We start from the raw sequence: 14418 nt of genomic DNA on the forward strand, positions 1-14418 counted from the left end.
GCGCCCACGACCTCATCAGAGCGGGCCCGGAGCCCGCGACAGAACGGAGCCCCTCCATGGCCTCAGGAACAGCCACCCCCACCGTCCCCGCGCCGCCCGTGCGACACCCCAGCCCCACCGTCCTCCAGGCGCTGCGGAGCCCGCGCCTCCTCAGCCGCGAGGTGCTCGCGGGCCTGGTCGTCGCGCTCGCGCTCATCCCCGAGGCGATCTCGTTCTCGATCATCGCGGGCGTGGATCCGCGCGTCGGCCTGTTCTCCTCGTTCGTGATGGCCGTGGCGATCGCGTTCCTCGGCGGCCGGCCCGCCATGATCACCGCGGCCACGGGCGCCATCGCGCTCGTCGTCGCGCCGGTCGTCCGCGACCACGGGCTCGACTACCTCATCGCCACCGTGATCCTCGGCGGGATCCTGCAGATCGTGCTCGGCCTGCTCGGGGTCGCGAAGCTCATGCGCTTCATCCCGCGGTCGGTCATGGTCGGCTTCGTCAACGCGCTCGCGATCCTCATCTTCTCCGCGCAGATCCCGAACCTCGTGGGCGTGCCGTGGCTCGTGTACCCGCTGGTGGCCGGGGGCATCGCGATCATCGTTCTGATGCCGCGGATCACGAAGGTCATCCCCGCGCCGCTCGTCGCGATCGTCGTGATCACGGTCGCGGTGGTCGTCACCGCGCTCGCCGTGCCGACCGTCGGCGACCAGGGCGCGCTGCCCGACAGCCTGCCGACCCTGTTCATCCCGGACGTGCCGCTCACCTTCGACACGCTCCGGATCATCGCGCCGTACGCGCTCGCCCTCGCGCTCGTCGGGATCCTCGAGTCGCTGATGACCGCCAAGCTCGTCGACGACATCACCGACACCCCGTCGCGCAAGACCCGCGAGACGCTCGGCCAGGGCGGCGCCAACATCCTCTCGGGCCTGTTCGGCGGCATGGGCGGCTGCGCGATGATCGGCCAGACGATGATCAACGTGAAGGCCTCGGGCGCCCGCACGCGCATCTCCACGTTCCTCGCCGGCGTCTTCCTGCTGATCCTCGTGGTCGGCCTCGGCGACGTCGTCGCGATCATCCCGATGGCCGCGCTCGTGGCCGTGATGATCATGGTCTCGGTCGGCACGTTCGACTGGCACAGCATCCGGCCGTCGACGCTGCGCCGCATGCCCGTCGGCGAGACGCTCGTGATGGTGCTCACGGTGATCGTCGTGGTCCTCACCGACAACCTCGCGATCGGCGTCATCGTCGGCGTGATCGCCGCGATGATCGTCTTCGCCCGCCGCGTCGCCCACTTCGCCACCGTCGAGCGCACGGAGCGCGCCGACGAGGACGGCACCCCGGTCGCGCACTACGCCGTCGTCGGCGAGCTGTTCTTCGCCTCCAGCAACGACCTCACCACGCAGTTCGACTACGCGGGCGACCCGGAGCGCGTCGTCATCGACATGTCCGGATCCCACGTCTGGGACGCCTCGACCGTCGCGGCGCTCGACGCCATCACGTACAAGTACGAGCGCCACGGCAAGCGGGCCGTCATCAGCGGGATGAACGCCTCGTCCGCCGCGATGCACGGCCGCCTCGCGGGGGAGCTCGGCGCGGGTCACTGACCCCGGCTGGCCCCGATGCACCCGCTAGCGCCGGGTCAGGAGCCCGTCCATCGCGTGTGGCTCAGCCGATGCCGTATCGGGCGCGGACGCGCTCGCGCAGCTCCGCCGCGTCGATGCGCCCCGCGACGTACTCGCCGGCGTCCTCCGACGTGCCGGGGGTGAGGTGCAGCCCCTCCATCTCGCCGCTGTGCGCGGCGTCCTCGACGCGGCGGCGACGCTCCTCGCGCCCGGCGCCATCCCGATCCTCCGGCATCCGCACTCCGATCCTCGATGTCCGATCGTACCGGCGTGACCCCGGCGGAACCGGGGCCGCTCGATATCGTGGGCCCACCCGCGTGACCCGCGCGGCAGCACGAGGAGGAGCCCCCATGAGCAGCTACGCCGTCACCGATCCGACCACCGGCGAGACCGTCGCCGAGCATCCCGAGATCACCGACCAGGAGCTGCAGGAGGCGATCACCGCCGCCGAGGGCGCGTACCGCGGCTGGTCGCGCCGCACCACGATCGCCGAGCGCGCCGCCCTCGTCGCCCGCGTCGCCGAGCTGCACGTGGAGCGCCGGGACGAGCTCGCCCGCATCATCGTGCGCGAGATGGGCAAGCCGCTCGACCAGGCGCTCGGCGAGGTCGACTTCGCCGCCGACATCCTCGGCTACTACGCGCGCAACGCGGAGGGGTTCCTCGCGGACGAGGCCATCGAGCTCGCCGACGGCACCGGATCCGCGTTCGTGCGCCGCTCGGGCCTCGGCGTGCTGCTCGGGATCATGCCGTGGAACTTCCCGTACTACCAGGTGGCCCGGTTCGCCGGACCCGCGATCGTGACCGGCAACACGATCCTGCTGAAGCACGCGCCGCAGTGCCCGGAGTCGGCCGCGGCGATCCAGGAGATGTACCGCGACGCGGCCGCCGAGCTCGGCGCCGACCCGGGCGTCTACGTGAGCGTGCTCGCGTCGAACGCGCAGATCGAGGGCGTCATCGCCGACCCGCGCGTGCAGGGCGTCTCCGTCACGGGATCCGAGCGCGCGGGCGCCGCCGTCGCGGAGATCGCCGGCCGGCACCTCAAGAAGGTCGTGCTGGAGCTCGGCGGATCCGACCCCTTCATCCTGCTGTCGACCGACGACCTCGACGCCGCCGTCACCGACGCCGTCAACGCGCGCCTCGACAACAACGGCCAGTCCTGCAACGGCGCCAAGCGCTTCCTCGTGATCGACCACCTCTACGACGACTTCGCCGCCCGCTTCACCGCGCAGCTCACGGCGGCCCAGCCCGCGGATCCGATGGCCGACGGCACCCTGCTCGGCCCGCTCTCGTCGCGCGCCGCGACCGAGCGCCTCACGGAGCAGCTGGCCCGCGCGGTGGATCAGGGCGCGACCGTGCTCGCGAGCGGCGAGCCCGTCGGCAACATGTTCCCGCCGGCCGTGCTCGCCGACGTGACCCCCGAGATGGACGCCTACCGTGAGGAGTTCTTCGGCCCGGTCGCCGCGCTCTACCGCGTGCACTCCGAGGAGGAGGCGGTCGCGCTCGCCAACGACACCCCCTTCGGCCTCGGCTCGTACGTCTACACGACGGATCCGGAGCAGGCGCTGCGGGTGGCGGACGGCATCGATGCAGGTATGGTCTGGGTCAACCTCGTGCTGGGCGACGCGGCCGAGCTGCCCTTCGGCGGCGTGAAGCGCTCGGGCTCGGGCCGCGAGCTCGGCCGCCACGCGGTCGACGAGTTCGCGAACCGGAAGCTGATCCGCATCGCGTGACGCGCGCGATCGTCGGCGCACGGGCCGCGACGGGGGCGCGCAGCCGTCGCTGAGGCGCGGCCGGCGAATACCCTGCACCCATGACGGATCCGCACGACGCCGCCCTCCGCCCGCGGTCCAGGGCCTGGCGGCTCGGCTGGCTCAGCCTCATCGGGCCGGCGGGGGTCGTCGCCTCGATCGCGGCCGCCTGGCTGGTCCCCCAACCGCAGCTCCTGATCGGGGCGGTGCTCTTCGCCGCCGTGTCGATCGCCACGTTCGTGGTCGGGATCGTCGGCGTCCGGCGGGGGATCGGCGACGCGCGGCGGCACCCGGCGGAGCGGCCGCGCCTCGTCGGGGGCGGCATCGCGGTGTCCTCCGTGGGGCTGCTCGCCTCCGGTGCCGTGGTGCTCGCGATCGGCGGGATCCTCTACGCGCTCTCGCAGTACCGCCCGTACTAGCGGCCCAGCCCGGCCGAGCCCGGCGCGCTCAGGCGTCGTGCGTCGCCGACGGGCCCCGCCGCGCCGACACGGCCGCGTCCAGCCCGGCGGCGATGACGTCGAGCGGATCCGGGAGCGCCGCGATCACGGTGGCGAGCTCCCGGCTGCGCGCGCGGTACGACGGCGTGCCGAGGACGTCGCGCACCGCGCTCCGGATGGCGCTCTGCCGCGGCTTCCCCGTCCGCAGGTCCTTCCCGCACCCGGCCCACGCGACGCGGGCGGCGACCTCGGGCTTGTCCTCCGTGGATCCGGCGACCACCAGCGGCACGCCGTTCGCCAGCATCCGCTGCACGCCGCCGAAGCCGCCGTTGGTGACGACGGCGCTGCAGAGCGGCAGGAGCAGGTCGTGGGGGAGGAACTCCGCCACGCGGGCATTCGCGGGGAGCGGCCCGTCGAGCGCGCGCTCCAGCTCGGCGAGCGGGCGCCCACCCGTGGAGGCGATGACGAGCACGTCCTCGTCGGCGAGCGCGCGCAGCGTCGGGACGACGAGCCGGCCGAGGTCGACGTTGTCGATGGTGCCCTGGGTGACGTGCACGACCGGGCGGTCGCCGGCCAGGTCGGGCCACCAGTCCGGCAGCTCCGTGTCGTGCGCGCCGCCCGTCGTCGGGCGGAGCGGCCCCACGAAGCGCACCGTGTCGGGCAGCTCGCGGCGCGGGTACTCGAGGGCGGGGACGCTCAGCTGGAAGAGCTCGTCGAAGGAGAGGTAGGGGAAGTCGAAGGTGTCCGTGCGCGAGGGCGCCGCGCCGATCTCGGCCAGCACGGCGTCGACCGCGCGCCGGAGCGGGCGGGTGAGCCCGGGACGGATCGCCGCCGTCAGCGCACGGTCGCGGAGATGGCCGAGCGGTCCGCGACCGGGCGGGAGGGCCGCGCCGAACGGCGCCGCGTCGACGCTCGTGAGCGTCACGGGGGTGGTCGCCAGCCCGAGGACGGGGAGGCGGTCGGCTCGGGGGAGCTCGACGTAGGGCGCGACCCCGGTGAACGCCGACTCGCTGAGCACCGCGTCGAACCGGCCCCGCTCCAGGAGCTCGCGGAGCGCGCGGTGCTGCCCGGGGATCACGCGGACGAACATCGCGATCATGCCCGTGCGGATCGCGGCGACGCCGCGCGCGGCGTTGGCCTCGCCGAGCAGGCCGTCGAGCTGCGCGTCGTCGAAGTCGACGTCGGCGGGCAGCGGGGCGAAGGTGAGCCCGGCGTCGGTGACCGGCTCGCGGTACTTCGCGCCCGTCAGCAGCGTGACGTCGGCCCCGCGGGCGACGAGGCCCCGTCCGACGGCGATGAGCGGCGCCACGTGGCCGTAGATGGGCGGGGCGCAGAGGAGGTACGAGGGCATGTCGCGGCTTCCGTTCGAAGGTGGCGCACGCCGGTCGAGCACGTCGCCGGGGCGGGGCGGGGCGGGGGAGGTGAGCGGGACCGCGACTCAGGTGCAGGCGGCGAGGACGGGCTCGGGGTCGACCGGATCCGCGAGCAGGAGCCGATGCAGCCCGATCGTGCCCGACACGAGGGACGTCCCGACGACGAGGGCGGCCACGCATCCGGTGCCGAGGGCGGCGACCGCGCAGACGAGGGGCAGCCGGCGGTGCAGGGGACGACGCATGCGGGGACTCCTCGTTCGGGTGCGCGGGGTCCCGCGGTCAAGTGGTGCACCGTAGCGAGCGGTCCCGGGATGTCAGCGGATCTGTCCACACGAAGCGCTCCGCGGCGTCACCGGCGGGCGCCGATGGTCGCGCGTGTCGCCGTGTGACGCGCGCGCTCGCGGCCGCGGCCCCGCGGGCGGCACCATGGCCGCCATGGTGGAGGTCACGACGGCGCCGATCGAGCAGATCCGCGGCCAGCGCACGAGCATCAAGTGGACGCGGTTCCCCGCGGACGTGCTGCCCCTGTTCGTGGCCGAGATGGACTACGCGATCGCCGAGCCCGTCGTCGAGGAGCTGGTGCGGCGCGTGCGCGCGTCCGACGTCGGCTACCTCGACGGGCCCGGCCCGCTCGCGCCCGCGTTCGCGCGATTCGCCCGCGAGCGCTGGGGCTGGATCGTCGACGAGTCGCGCGTGCGCATCGCCACCGACGTGAGCGTCGGCATCGTCGAGACGCTGCGGCTCGCGGTGCCGCGCGGCGGGCGCGTGGTCGTGACGCCGCCCGTGTACCCGCCGTTCTTCGAGCTGGTGGAGGAGGCGGGCGCGCGCGTGGAGGAGGTGCCGCTCCTGGTGTCCGACGGCCGCGCGTCGCTCGACCTCGCGGGGCTCGAGCGCGCGTTCGCGTCCGGGGTCGACGCGTTCCTCCTCTGCAACCCGCACAACCCGATGGGGCTCGTGCACGACGCGGTGACCCTCGCGGCCGTCGCCCGGCTGGCCGCCCGCCACGACGTGCTCGTGATCAGCGACGAGGTGCACGCGCCGCTCACCCTCCCCGGCGCGACCTTCACGCCGTTCGCGCCGCTCGCCGAGTCGCTCGGCGCGAGCTCGGTCTGCGTCACCTCGGCGAGCAAGGGCTGGAACCTCGCGGGCGCCAAGTGCTCGCTCGTCATCGCGGGGGATCCGCGCACCCACGCCCTCCTCGACGGCCTCGTCGAGGAGGTGGCCTGTCGCACGAGCATCCTCGGGCTGCACGCGAACGTCGTCGCGTTCTCCTGTACCGACTGGCTCGACGATGCCATCGCCCGAATCGTCGCGAACGACCAGCTCCTCGCCTCCCTCCTCGCCGAGCACCTGCCCGGCGTCGTCCACCACCGCCCCGCCGCCGGCTACCTCGCCTGGCTCGACCTCCGCCCGCTCGGCCTCGGTGCCGATCCCGCCGCGGTGCTGCTCGAGCGGGCTCGAGTCGCCCTCAACGCCGGCCACTGCTACGGCACCGGGGGCGCCGGCCACGCCCGCCTCAACCTCGCCTGCGATCCCGACGTGCTGCGGGAGGCCGTGCGGCGGATCGCGGCCGCCGTCGGATCCGCCGCCTCCGCCTCCCCTTCCGCCCCCGCCCGCGCCGCCATCCACCGAGGAGCCCCCGCATGACCGACCGCATCCTGACCACGCACGCCGGCAGCCTCCCGCGCACGCCGGAGCTGACCCGCCTGCTCGTCGCCCGCGACCAGCGGCGCGCGTTCGACGCGGACGAGCTCGCGGAGGTCACCGCGTCGTCGGTCGCCGACACCGTGCGCCGCCAGCTCGAGACCGGCCTCGACGTCGTCAACGACGGCGAGGTGCCGCGCGTCGGCTTCTCGACCTACGTGCTCGAGCGCATCGACGGGTTCGGCGGCGCCGGGCACCGGAAGCCCACGCTCGACTCGATCAAGTTCCCCGAGTACGCCGCGTTCCAGGCGAAGCAGATCGTGGAGGGCGCGGACGTGGCCCGGGTCTGGGATCCGCCGGTCGCGCAGGGCCTGCTGGAGTACGACCCCGCGCTCGCCGGGATCACGGAGGACCTCGACGGCTTCGACCGCGAGCTCGCCGTGCAGGCCGCCCGCGGCCTCGCGCCCGCGGGCACGTTCTTCTCCGCGGCGACCCCGGGCATCGTCTCGACGACGCTGCTGCTCGACGCCGCGAACCCGCACTACGGCGACGACCGCGCCTACGTCTTCGCGCTCGCCGACCAGCTGAAGCTCGAGTACGACGCCATCGTCGCGCGCGGCCACACCCTGCAGCTCGACGCGCCCGACCTCGCGATGGAGCGGGTGATCCAGTTCGGCGACGCCACGCTCGAGGAGTTCCTCGCCGCGGTCGACCTGCACGTGGACGCGCTCAACCACGCGATCCGCGACATCCCGCGCGAGAAGGTCCGGCTGCACGTGTGCTGGGGCAACTGGCAGGGCCCGCACCAGGACGACGTCCCCGTCGACGTGCTGCTCCCGCACCTCTACCGGGCGAACGTCGGCGCGTTCAGCATCCCGCTGGGCAACCCCGCGCACCAGCACGAGGCGCCGTCGTTCCGCGCCCACCCGCTGCCGGAGGGCGCGGTCCTCATCCCGGGCGTGGTGGACGTGACCACCAACTACCTGGAGCACCCGCAGGTGATCGCCAACCGGATCCTCGAGGTCGTCGACGCCGTGGGCGACCCGACCCGCGTGATCGCCGGCACCGACTGCGGCCTCTCCACCTTCGCGAGCTACGAGTTCGTCGCCACCGACGTGGCGTGGGCGAAGCTCGGCGCGCTCGTCGAGGGCGCGGCCATCGCCTCGCGTCGGGCGTTCGGCGCGTGAGCGTGCTCGACGGGATCCGCGCCGCCGCCCCGCGCGAGGACCCGGCATCGGTCCCCGAGCCCCCGGTGCCCGCCGGCTTCACCACGCGCCAGGTGCACGCCGGATCGTCCATCGACCGCGATCACGGCGCCCGCGTCTCGCCCGTGCACCTCAGTGCCGGCTTCGTCTTCGACAGCTTCGCCGAGGCACGCGACCGCTTCGCCGGGGTCGACGAGGGCTACCTCTACACGCGCAACGGCAACCCGACCACCGACGAGGTCGAGAGGCGGCTGGCCGAGCTGGAGGGCGGCACCGAGGCGATCCTCCTCGCGAGCGGCCAGGCGGCGACCACCACGGCGCTGCTGTCGATCCTCCAGGCCGGCGACCGGATCCTCTCCTCGAGCAGCGTCTACGAGGGCAACCGCGGCCTCTTCCGCCAGAACCTCGGCCGGCTCGGCATCGGCGTCGACTTCGTGGACGACCACCGCGACCTCGACGAGTGGGAGCGCCGGATCACGTCGGAGACGCGCGTGCTGTTCGGCGAGCCCATCCCGAACCCCAAGAACGACCTGCTCGACCTCGTGGGCGTCGCCGAGGTCGCCCACCGCCACGGCCTGCCGTTCGTGGTCGACGACACGCTCGCGACCCCGTACCTGCTGCGGCCCATCGAGCACGGCGCCGACGTCGTCGTGCACTCGACGAGCAAGTTCCTCGCGGGCCACGGCGCGGTGCTCGGCGGGGTGGTGGTCGACGGCGGGTCATTCGACTGGGCCGCCCGGCCCGACCTCTTCCCGCACCTGAACCAGCCCGAGCGCTCCTTCGGCGGCGCGAGCTGGGCCGACCGGTTCGGTCGTGGCGCGCTCGTCGCGTACGCCCGCGAGATCGTGGCCTCCCGCTTCGGCCCGACGCCCGCGCCCTTCAACGCGTTCCTGCTGCGGCAGGGCATCGAGACGCTCTCGCTGCGCGTCGAGCGCCACTCGGCGAACGCGCTCGCGGTCGCGCGCTTCCTCGAGGCGCGGCCCGAGGTGTCGTCGGTCGACTACGCGGGGCTGGAGTCGAGCCCTTCGCACGACCTGGCGCTGAGGTACCTGCCGGACGGCCAGGGATCCGTGTTCTCGTTCACGCTCGCGGGCGGCGAGCCCGCCGCGGAGGCGTTCACCGACGCGGTGCGGCTGTTCAGCCGCATGACCCACCTCGGCGACGTGCGCTCGCTCGTGCTGCACCCGGCGTCCACCACGCACGCGGGCCGCACGCCCGAGGAGCGCGACGCCGCGGGCATCTGGCCGGGGCTCCTGCGCGTCTCCATCGGGATCGAGGACATCGCCGACATCCTGCGCGACCTCGAGCGCGGCCTCGACGCGGCGCGCGCGATCGGAACCTGAGGGTGGCCCGCCGCCAGCACCTCGGCTGGTTCCTCTCCCGCGGCTTCGGCCCGCAGGGCTGGGGCCACCCGTACCGCGGGTGGAACCACGACTGGACCCGCCCCGACCTCTACCAGCAGTCCGCGCGCGAGCTGGAGCAGGCCGGGTTCGAGCTCATCGTGATGGAGGACGCCGTCTCCCTCGGCTCGCCCGAGACGCTCGACCTCCGCGTCCGCGGCGCGTACGGCGGCCCCAAGCACGACCCGCTGCTGCTCGCGCCGTGGCTCTTCGCGGCGACCTCGCGCATCGGTCTCGTGCCCACGATCAACGCCGGGATCACGCCTCCGTACCTCGCGGCAAGGCAGGCGCAGACGCTGCAGCACCTGAGCGCGGGCCGGTTCGGGATCAACCTCGTCACCGACGTCGGCAGCGCCCGGCACGTGGGCCTCGCGCCGCTCCCGCACGACGGCGCGTACGACCGCGCCGACGAGTGGATGGAGGTGGTCCGCCGCCTCTGGCACAGCTGGGACGGCGGCGCGCTCGTCGAGGATCCGGCCACCGACCGCTTCGCCGACGGATCCCGGCTCGACGCGTTCCAGCACCGCGGCGCCCACTTCTCGGTCGACGGGCCGCTCAACGCCGTGCCCTCCGCGTTCGGCGACCCCGTGATCGTCTCGCCAGGCGGATCCCCGCGCGGCCTCTCCTTCGCCGGCACCCAGTCCGACGTGCAGCTCGGCCTCGCGCCCCTCGAGCCCGCGAAGCTGCTGGCCTACCGCGCGAAGGTGCTCGACGCGGCGGCCGCGCACGGCCGGGGGCCGGACGACATCCGGATCCTGTTCGTCGTGAAGCCCGAGATCGTGGCGAGCGAGGAGGAGGCGCGCCGGGTCGTGGATGCGTCGCGCCACCCGACCGACGCGCAGCTGCAGGCGATCGCGCTCGGCTGGTCGAGCGACCTCGAGACCGACCTCACCGGACTCGACCTCGACCGCCCGGTGGACCGCAGCGTCTTCGGCGAGCACGTCTCCCACGGCACCATCGCCGGCCTCTACGGCGGCACCGAGGATGCGCCGCTCCGCGAGCTGCTCACCCGCAAGGCGCGCAAGGGCCTCGTGTCCGAGCGCGCCGGCTTCGTCGGGACGGCCGAGGCGTTCGCCGACTTCGTCGAGGAGCTGGGCGACGACGCCGACAACGACGGCCTGCTCCTCTCGGGCGACCTGCACCCGGTCACGCTGCACCGCATGCTCGACGACCTCGTGCCCGTGCTCCGCCGCCGCGGGATCCTCCGCGACGCGCTGGCGCCCGGTGGGCTGCGGGCGAACCTGTTCGGGTGAGCTGCTAGGCATGCATCGCGTCGGACATTAATACCTCTATTAGTACTAAAGTTAATGATCACGACGAGGGGGAGGCCGAGAGGAGCCGAAGTTGTCGTACGTCGAGCTCGTCTGGGATCCGCAGGACTCTGCCCACCTCAGCCGCCGTGATCGCGCGCGGGGCATCTATCGGGCATTCGTCCCCGACGAGCTGCCGACCACCCTCCCGCAGCTCGGGCGCGAGGCGGAAGATGCCGCGACCGACGCCCTTGCGGTGCTGGCGCGGGCGGACGAGAGGATCGGCCGCCGGGCCGGGTACCTGAACCACCTGCTCATCCGATCGGAGAGCATCTCCTCCTCGTGGATCGAGGGCAACCGCGTCACGCCGAAGCGCCTCGCGATCGCCGAGCTCCTGCAGCAGGGCACGCGCGTCGCCCTCGACGTCATCGGCAACGTGCGGGCCACCGAGGACGCCATCGACACCTTGGCGGACCGGGAGCGCCGGATCACCGTCCCGGACTTCGAGGCGCTCCAGCACGTCATCGAGCCCTCGCTGGACGAGGGGATCCGCACCGAGCAGAACTGGGTCGGGGGATCCGGTTGGTCGCCGCTCCGGGCGGACTTCGTGCCGCCCCCGGAGGGCGAGGTGCGTCGGCTCCTCGAGGATCTCGCCCGATTCTGCACGGACACGGAGGGGAACCCTGTCGTGCGGGCGGCCATCGCGCACGCCCAGTTCGAGACGATCCACCCCTTCATCGACGGGAACGGCCGCACGGGTCGCGCGCTCATCCACACGGTCCTGCGTCGGGGCGACGCGGTGCGCGACATCCTGATCCCCATCTCGACGGTCCTCTCCGCGGATGCGGACGCGTACATCGCGGGGCTCACCGCCTTCCGGGCGGGCCGCGTCGACGAGTGGGTGCGTGCCTTCGCCGAGGCTGCGGAGCTGGCCGCCGGCACGGCGGTGCGCCTCGCGGAGGACGTCGCCCGGCTCGACCAGGAGAGCGTGGAGCGACTCGTGGAGCATCGGCGCCAGGAGGGCCGGGCCCCTGCGCGACCTCGAGCGGACGCGGTCGTCCTGCGCATCCTCGGTCGGCTGGCCACCGACCCGGTCCTCACGGAGGAGAGCGCCGCACGCACCCATGGTGTGTCACGAGTTGCCGCGCACCGGGCGCTCACCCAGCTGGCCGACGCGGGTGTCCTCGCGCGCAACAAGGACCAGAAGGGGCGCCTTGTCTGCTGGACGGCGGACGATCATCTCGGGCTCGTCGCCCTCGGCGAGCGGAGCAACAGGGTCGGGGGCGGGGACACGGCCGCGAGGCGACCCCGCCAGGGTCCGCCGGCTCCCGAGGTGTCGGCGGTCGGGCGCCTCTGGGGAACGGGCCCTTCGGAGGGTTGACGGGTGTCGCGAGTGAGTGCCGCCCGCGCCTCAGGCCGCGCCCGTGCCCGCGATGTCGCGCAGCCGGCGGCGCACGGCGGCGTGGGAGGCGACGAGCGTGGCATCGAGGCCGGCCGTGCGCGCATCCGCCCACTCGTCGAAGGCCGCGCGCACCGCGACGCCGGCGAGCTCCGTCACGAGCCGCGCCTCCTGGGCCGTGATGCGGCCGCCGAACGCCGTCGTGATCCGCTCGGCCAGCTCCCACGAGCGCGTCGCGTCGAGGGAGACCGCGGTCGACCGCAGCTGCGGCTCCGCGGCCATGAGCCGGCGCACGCGGAGCTGCTGGTGGGCGATGGCGGAGAGGTCGCCGTCGAGGCTCGCGAGCACGCGCTCGTAGACGGCCTCGAGCTGGGGGAGCGGCGCGGATCCGCGGTCGACCTCGGCGAGCCAGGCGTCGAGCGGCGCGTCGAAGACGGGGTGGAGCGTGAGGACCGACTCCTCCTTGCTCGGGAAGTAGCGGAAGCACGTGCGGTCGGAGACGCCCGCGGCCTGCGCGATGTCGTGGATCGTCGTGGCCGCCATGCCGCGCTGCTCGAAGAGCGCGAGCGCCGCCTCGCTGATCTCGGTGGTGGTCGCCATGCGCCGCCGCTCGCGGAGGCCGGTCGCGCCGGTGCCTGCCGCGTCCACCGGGTCGCTCGCTGCGCTCATGCCGTCATCCGCCTTCCGCGGATCCGACCTGCCGGATCCGCCGTTCGTGTCATAGACTGCCACATGGTCCCAGTCTGACATCCGGACCTCCCCGGCCCCGCACCGTCGCGCGCGCCCCGCCTTCCACTCCCGGAGATCCCCCATGAGCACGCCGCCCGCCGCCGACACCCGGCGCGACGCCACCCCGCCCGCCGAGGCGACCCTCCCCACCCCCGGCCGCGCGGCATCCGACCGCGCCGCCACCCCGGAGGACGAGCGCCTGCCGCACGGCGCCCCGCTCGTCATCGGCCTGCTCGTCGTCGCCGCCTTCGTCGTGATCCTCAACGAGACGATCATGAGCGTGGCGCTGCCGAGCCTCATGGCCGATCTCGACATCACCACCGCCACCGCGCAGTGGCTCACCACCGGCTTCATGCTGACGATGGCCGTCGTGATCCCCGCGACCGGCTTCATCCTCCAGCGCTTCTCCACGCGCCAGGTCTTCGGCGCCGCCATGACGCTGTTCTCGCTCGGCACGCTCGTCGCCGCGATCGCGCCCGGCTTCGGCGTGCTGCTCGTCGGCCGCATCGTGCAGGCGAGCGGCACGGCGATCATGATGCCGCTGCTGTTCACGACCGTCCTCAACCTCGTGCCCGCCGCGCGCCGCGGCCGCCTCATGGGAGTCATCTCCATCGTGATCGCGGTCGCCCCGGCGATCGGCCCGACGGTCTCCGGCCTCATCCTCAGCTCGCTCTCGTGGCGCTGGATGTTCTGGATCGTGCTGCCCATCGCGCTCATCGCGCTCGCGCTCGGCCTCTGGAAGATCACGAACCTCACGACCCCGCGGAAGCTGCCGTTCGACATCCTCTCCGTCGTGCTCTCCACGCTCGCGTTCGGCGGCCTGATCTTCGGCCTCTCGAGCCTCGGTGAGTCGGCGGAGGGCGACGCGCCGCTGCCGCTGTGGATCCCCATCACGGTCGGCGTGCTCGCGCTCGCCGCGTTCATCACCCGCCAGATCGCGCTGCAGCGCCAGGACCGCGCCCTCATGGACCTGCGCACCTTCCGCAGCCGCCCGTTCGTGGTCGCGATCATCATGGTGAGCGTCAGCATGATGGCGCTGTTCGGCAGCCTCATCGTGCTGCCGCTCTACCTGCAGAACGTGCTGCAGCTCGGCACGCTCGAGACCGGCCTGCTCCTGCTCCCCGGCGGCGCGCTGATGGCGATCCTGTCGCCCATCGTCGGTCGCCTGTTCGACCGCGTCGGGCCGCGCCCGCTCGTGATCCCCGGCGCCATCGTCGTGAGCATCGCCCTCTGGGGCATGACCACGATGCTCCACGAGGGCACGTCCATCGGCTGGGTCATCGCGGTGCACCTGGTGCTCAACGCCGGGCTCGCGTTCATGTTCACGCCGCTGCTGACGTCGGCGCTCGGATCCCTGCCGCCGCGCCTCTACTCGCACGGCAGCGCGACGGTGTCGACGATGCAGCAGCTCGCGGGTGCGGCCGGCACCGCGCTGTTCGTCACGGTGCTCACGACCACGACGGTCGCGGGCCTCGCCGACGGGCAGTCGGAGGTCACGGCCACCGCGGCCGGCGTGCAGGCGGCCTTCATGATCGGCGGGTTCATCTCGCTGGCTGCGATCGTCGCGTCGTTCTTCGTGCGGCGTCCGGCGGAGCCGCTGCCGGAGGGCGTCGGGGCGCACTAGCG

Annotated in this window: 13 protein-coding genes; 9 read left to right on the top strand and 4 right to left on the bottom strand. The window is 73.5% G+C overall.

The window, feature by feature from the left end:
* Positions 1-56 precede the first annotated feature (56 nt).
* On the top strand, positions 57-1589 hold the full coding sequence (locus ITJ40_RS00175; protein ID WP_194664909.1) for a SulP family inorganic anion transporter: 1533 nt from the start codon (positions 57-59) through the stop codon (positions 1587-1589).
* A 61-nt stretch (positions 1590-1650) separates the two neighbouring features.
* On the opposite strand, the gene ITJ40_RS00180 is transcribed toward ITJ40_RS00175, so the two are convergent.
* Positions 1651-1842, bottom strand: a complete 192-nt coding sequence (locus tag ITJ40_RS00180) for an antitoxin VbhA family protein (RefSeq protein ID WP_043582883.1) — start codon at positions 1840-1842, stop codon at positions 1651-1653.
* 115 nt (positions 1843-1957) lie between these two features.
* Here ITJ40_RS00180 and ITJ40_RS00185 point away from each other — a divergent pair, with 115 nt between their 5' ends.
* Positions 1958-3337, top strand: coding sequence for an NAD-dependent succinate-semialdehyde dehydrogenase (locus ITJ40_RS00185; RefSeq protein WP_194664910.1), 1380 nt, complete (start codon positions 1958-1960; stop codon positions 3335-3337).
* Positions 3338-3417: 80 nt separating this feature from the next.
* The gene (locus tag ITJ40_RS00190; RefSeq protein ID WP_194664912.1) at positions 3418-3774 is read left to right on the top strand and encodes a hypothetical protein; all 357 of its coding nucleotides are present in this window, start codon (positions 3418-3420) and stop codon (positions 3772-3774) included.
* 28 nt (positions 3775-3802) lie between these two features.
* Here the strand turns inward: ITJ40_RS00190 and ITJ40_RS00195 are convergent, their stop codons facing one another.
* Positions 3803-5143: a nucleotide disphospho-sugar-binding domain-containing protein gene (locus ITJ40_RS00195; protein ID WP_194664914.1), complete on the bottom strand. Its 1341-nt coding sequence runs from the start codon at positions 5141-5143 to the stop codon at positions 3803-3805.
* Between the two features lie 87 nt (positions 5144-5230).
* Positions 5231-5407: a hypothetical protein gene (locus ITJ40_RS00200; protein WP_194664916.1), complete on the bottom strand. Its 177-nt coding sequence runs from the start codon at positions 5405-5407 to the stop codon at positions 5231-5233.
* Between the two features lie 184 nt (positions 5408-5591).
* Between ITJ40_RS00200 and ITJ40_RS00205 the strand changes: the two genes are divergently transcribed.
* The 5 genes from ITJ40_RS00205 (at position 5592) to ITJ40_RS00225 (ending at position 12045) form a co-directional block, all read left to right on the top strand.
* A complete protein-coding gene (locus ITJ40_RS00205) occupies positions 5592-6812 on the top strand; it encodes a MalY/PatB family protein (protein ID WP_194666888.1) in 1221 nt (406 codons plus the stop codon).
* Positions 6809-7996: a cobalamin-independent methionine synthase II family protein gene (locus ITJ40_RS00210; RefSeq protein ID WP_194664918.1), complete on the top strand. Its 1188-nt coding sequence runs from the start codon at positions 6809-6811 to the stop codon at positions 7994-7996. Before ITJ40_RS00205 ends, ITJ40_RS00210 begins: the two co-directional genes overlap by 4 nt.
* Positions 7997-8088: 92 nt before the next feature.
* Entirely contained in the window at positions 8089-9357 is a 1269-nt protein-coding gene (locus tag ITJ40_RS00215; RefSeq protein WP_194666889.1) for an aminotransferase class I/II-fold pyridoxal phosphate-dependent enzyme, read from the top strand.
* A gap of 2 nt (positions 9358-9359) precedes the next feature.
* Complete coding sequence (locus ITJ40_RS00220) at positions 9360-10667, top strand: LLM class flavin-dependent oxidoreductase (RefSeq protein ID WP_194664920.1); 1308 nt, start codon at positions 9360-9362, stop codon at positions 10665-10667.
* 91 nt (positions 10668-10758) lie between these two features.
* On the top strand, positions 10759-12045 hold the full coding sequence (locus tag ITJ40_RS00225; RefSeq protein ID WP_194664921.1) for a Fic family protein: 1287 nt from the start codon (positions 10759-10761) through the stop codon (positions 12043-12045).
* 30 nt (positions 12046-12075) lie between these two features.
* On the opposite strand, the gene ITJ40_RS00230 is transcribed toward ITJ40_RS00225, so the two are convergent.
* A complete protein-coding gene (locus ITJ40_RS00230) occupies positions 12076-12732 on the bottom strand; it encodes a TetR/AcrR family transcriptional regulator (protein WP_194664923.1) in 657 nt (218 codons plus the stop codon).
* Positions 12733-12874: 142 nt separating this feature from the next.
* Between ITJ40_RS00230 and ITJ40_RS00235 the strand changes: the two genes are divergently transcribed.
* A complete protein-coding gene (locus ITJ40_RS00235; RefSeq protein WP_194664925.1) occupies positions 12875-14416 on the top strand; it encodes a DHA2 family efflux MFS transporter permease subunit in 1542 nt (513 codons plus the stop codon).
* Positions 14417-14418 lie beyond the last annotated feature (2 nt).

The organism is Clavibacter sp. VKM Ac-2872, assembly GCF_015351105.1.
Taxonomy (GTDB): Bacteria; Actinomycetota; Actinomycetes; order Actinomycetales; family Microbacteriaceae; genus Clavibacter.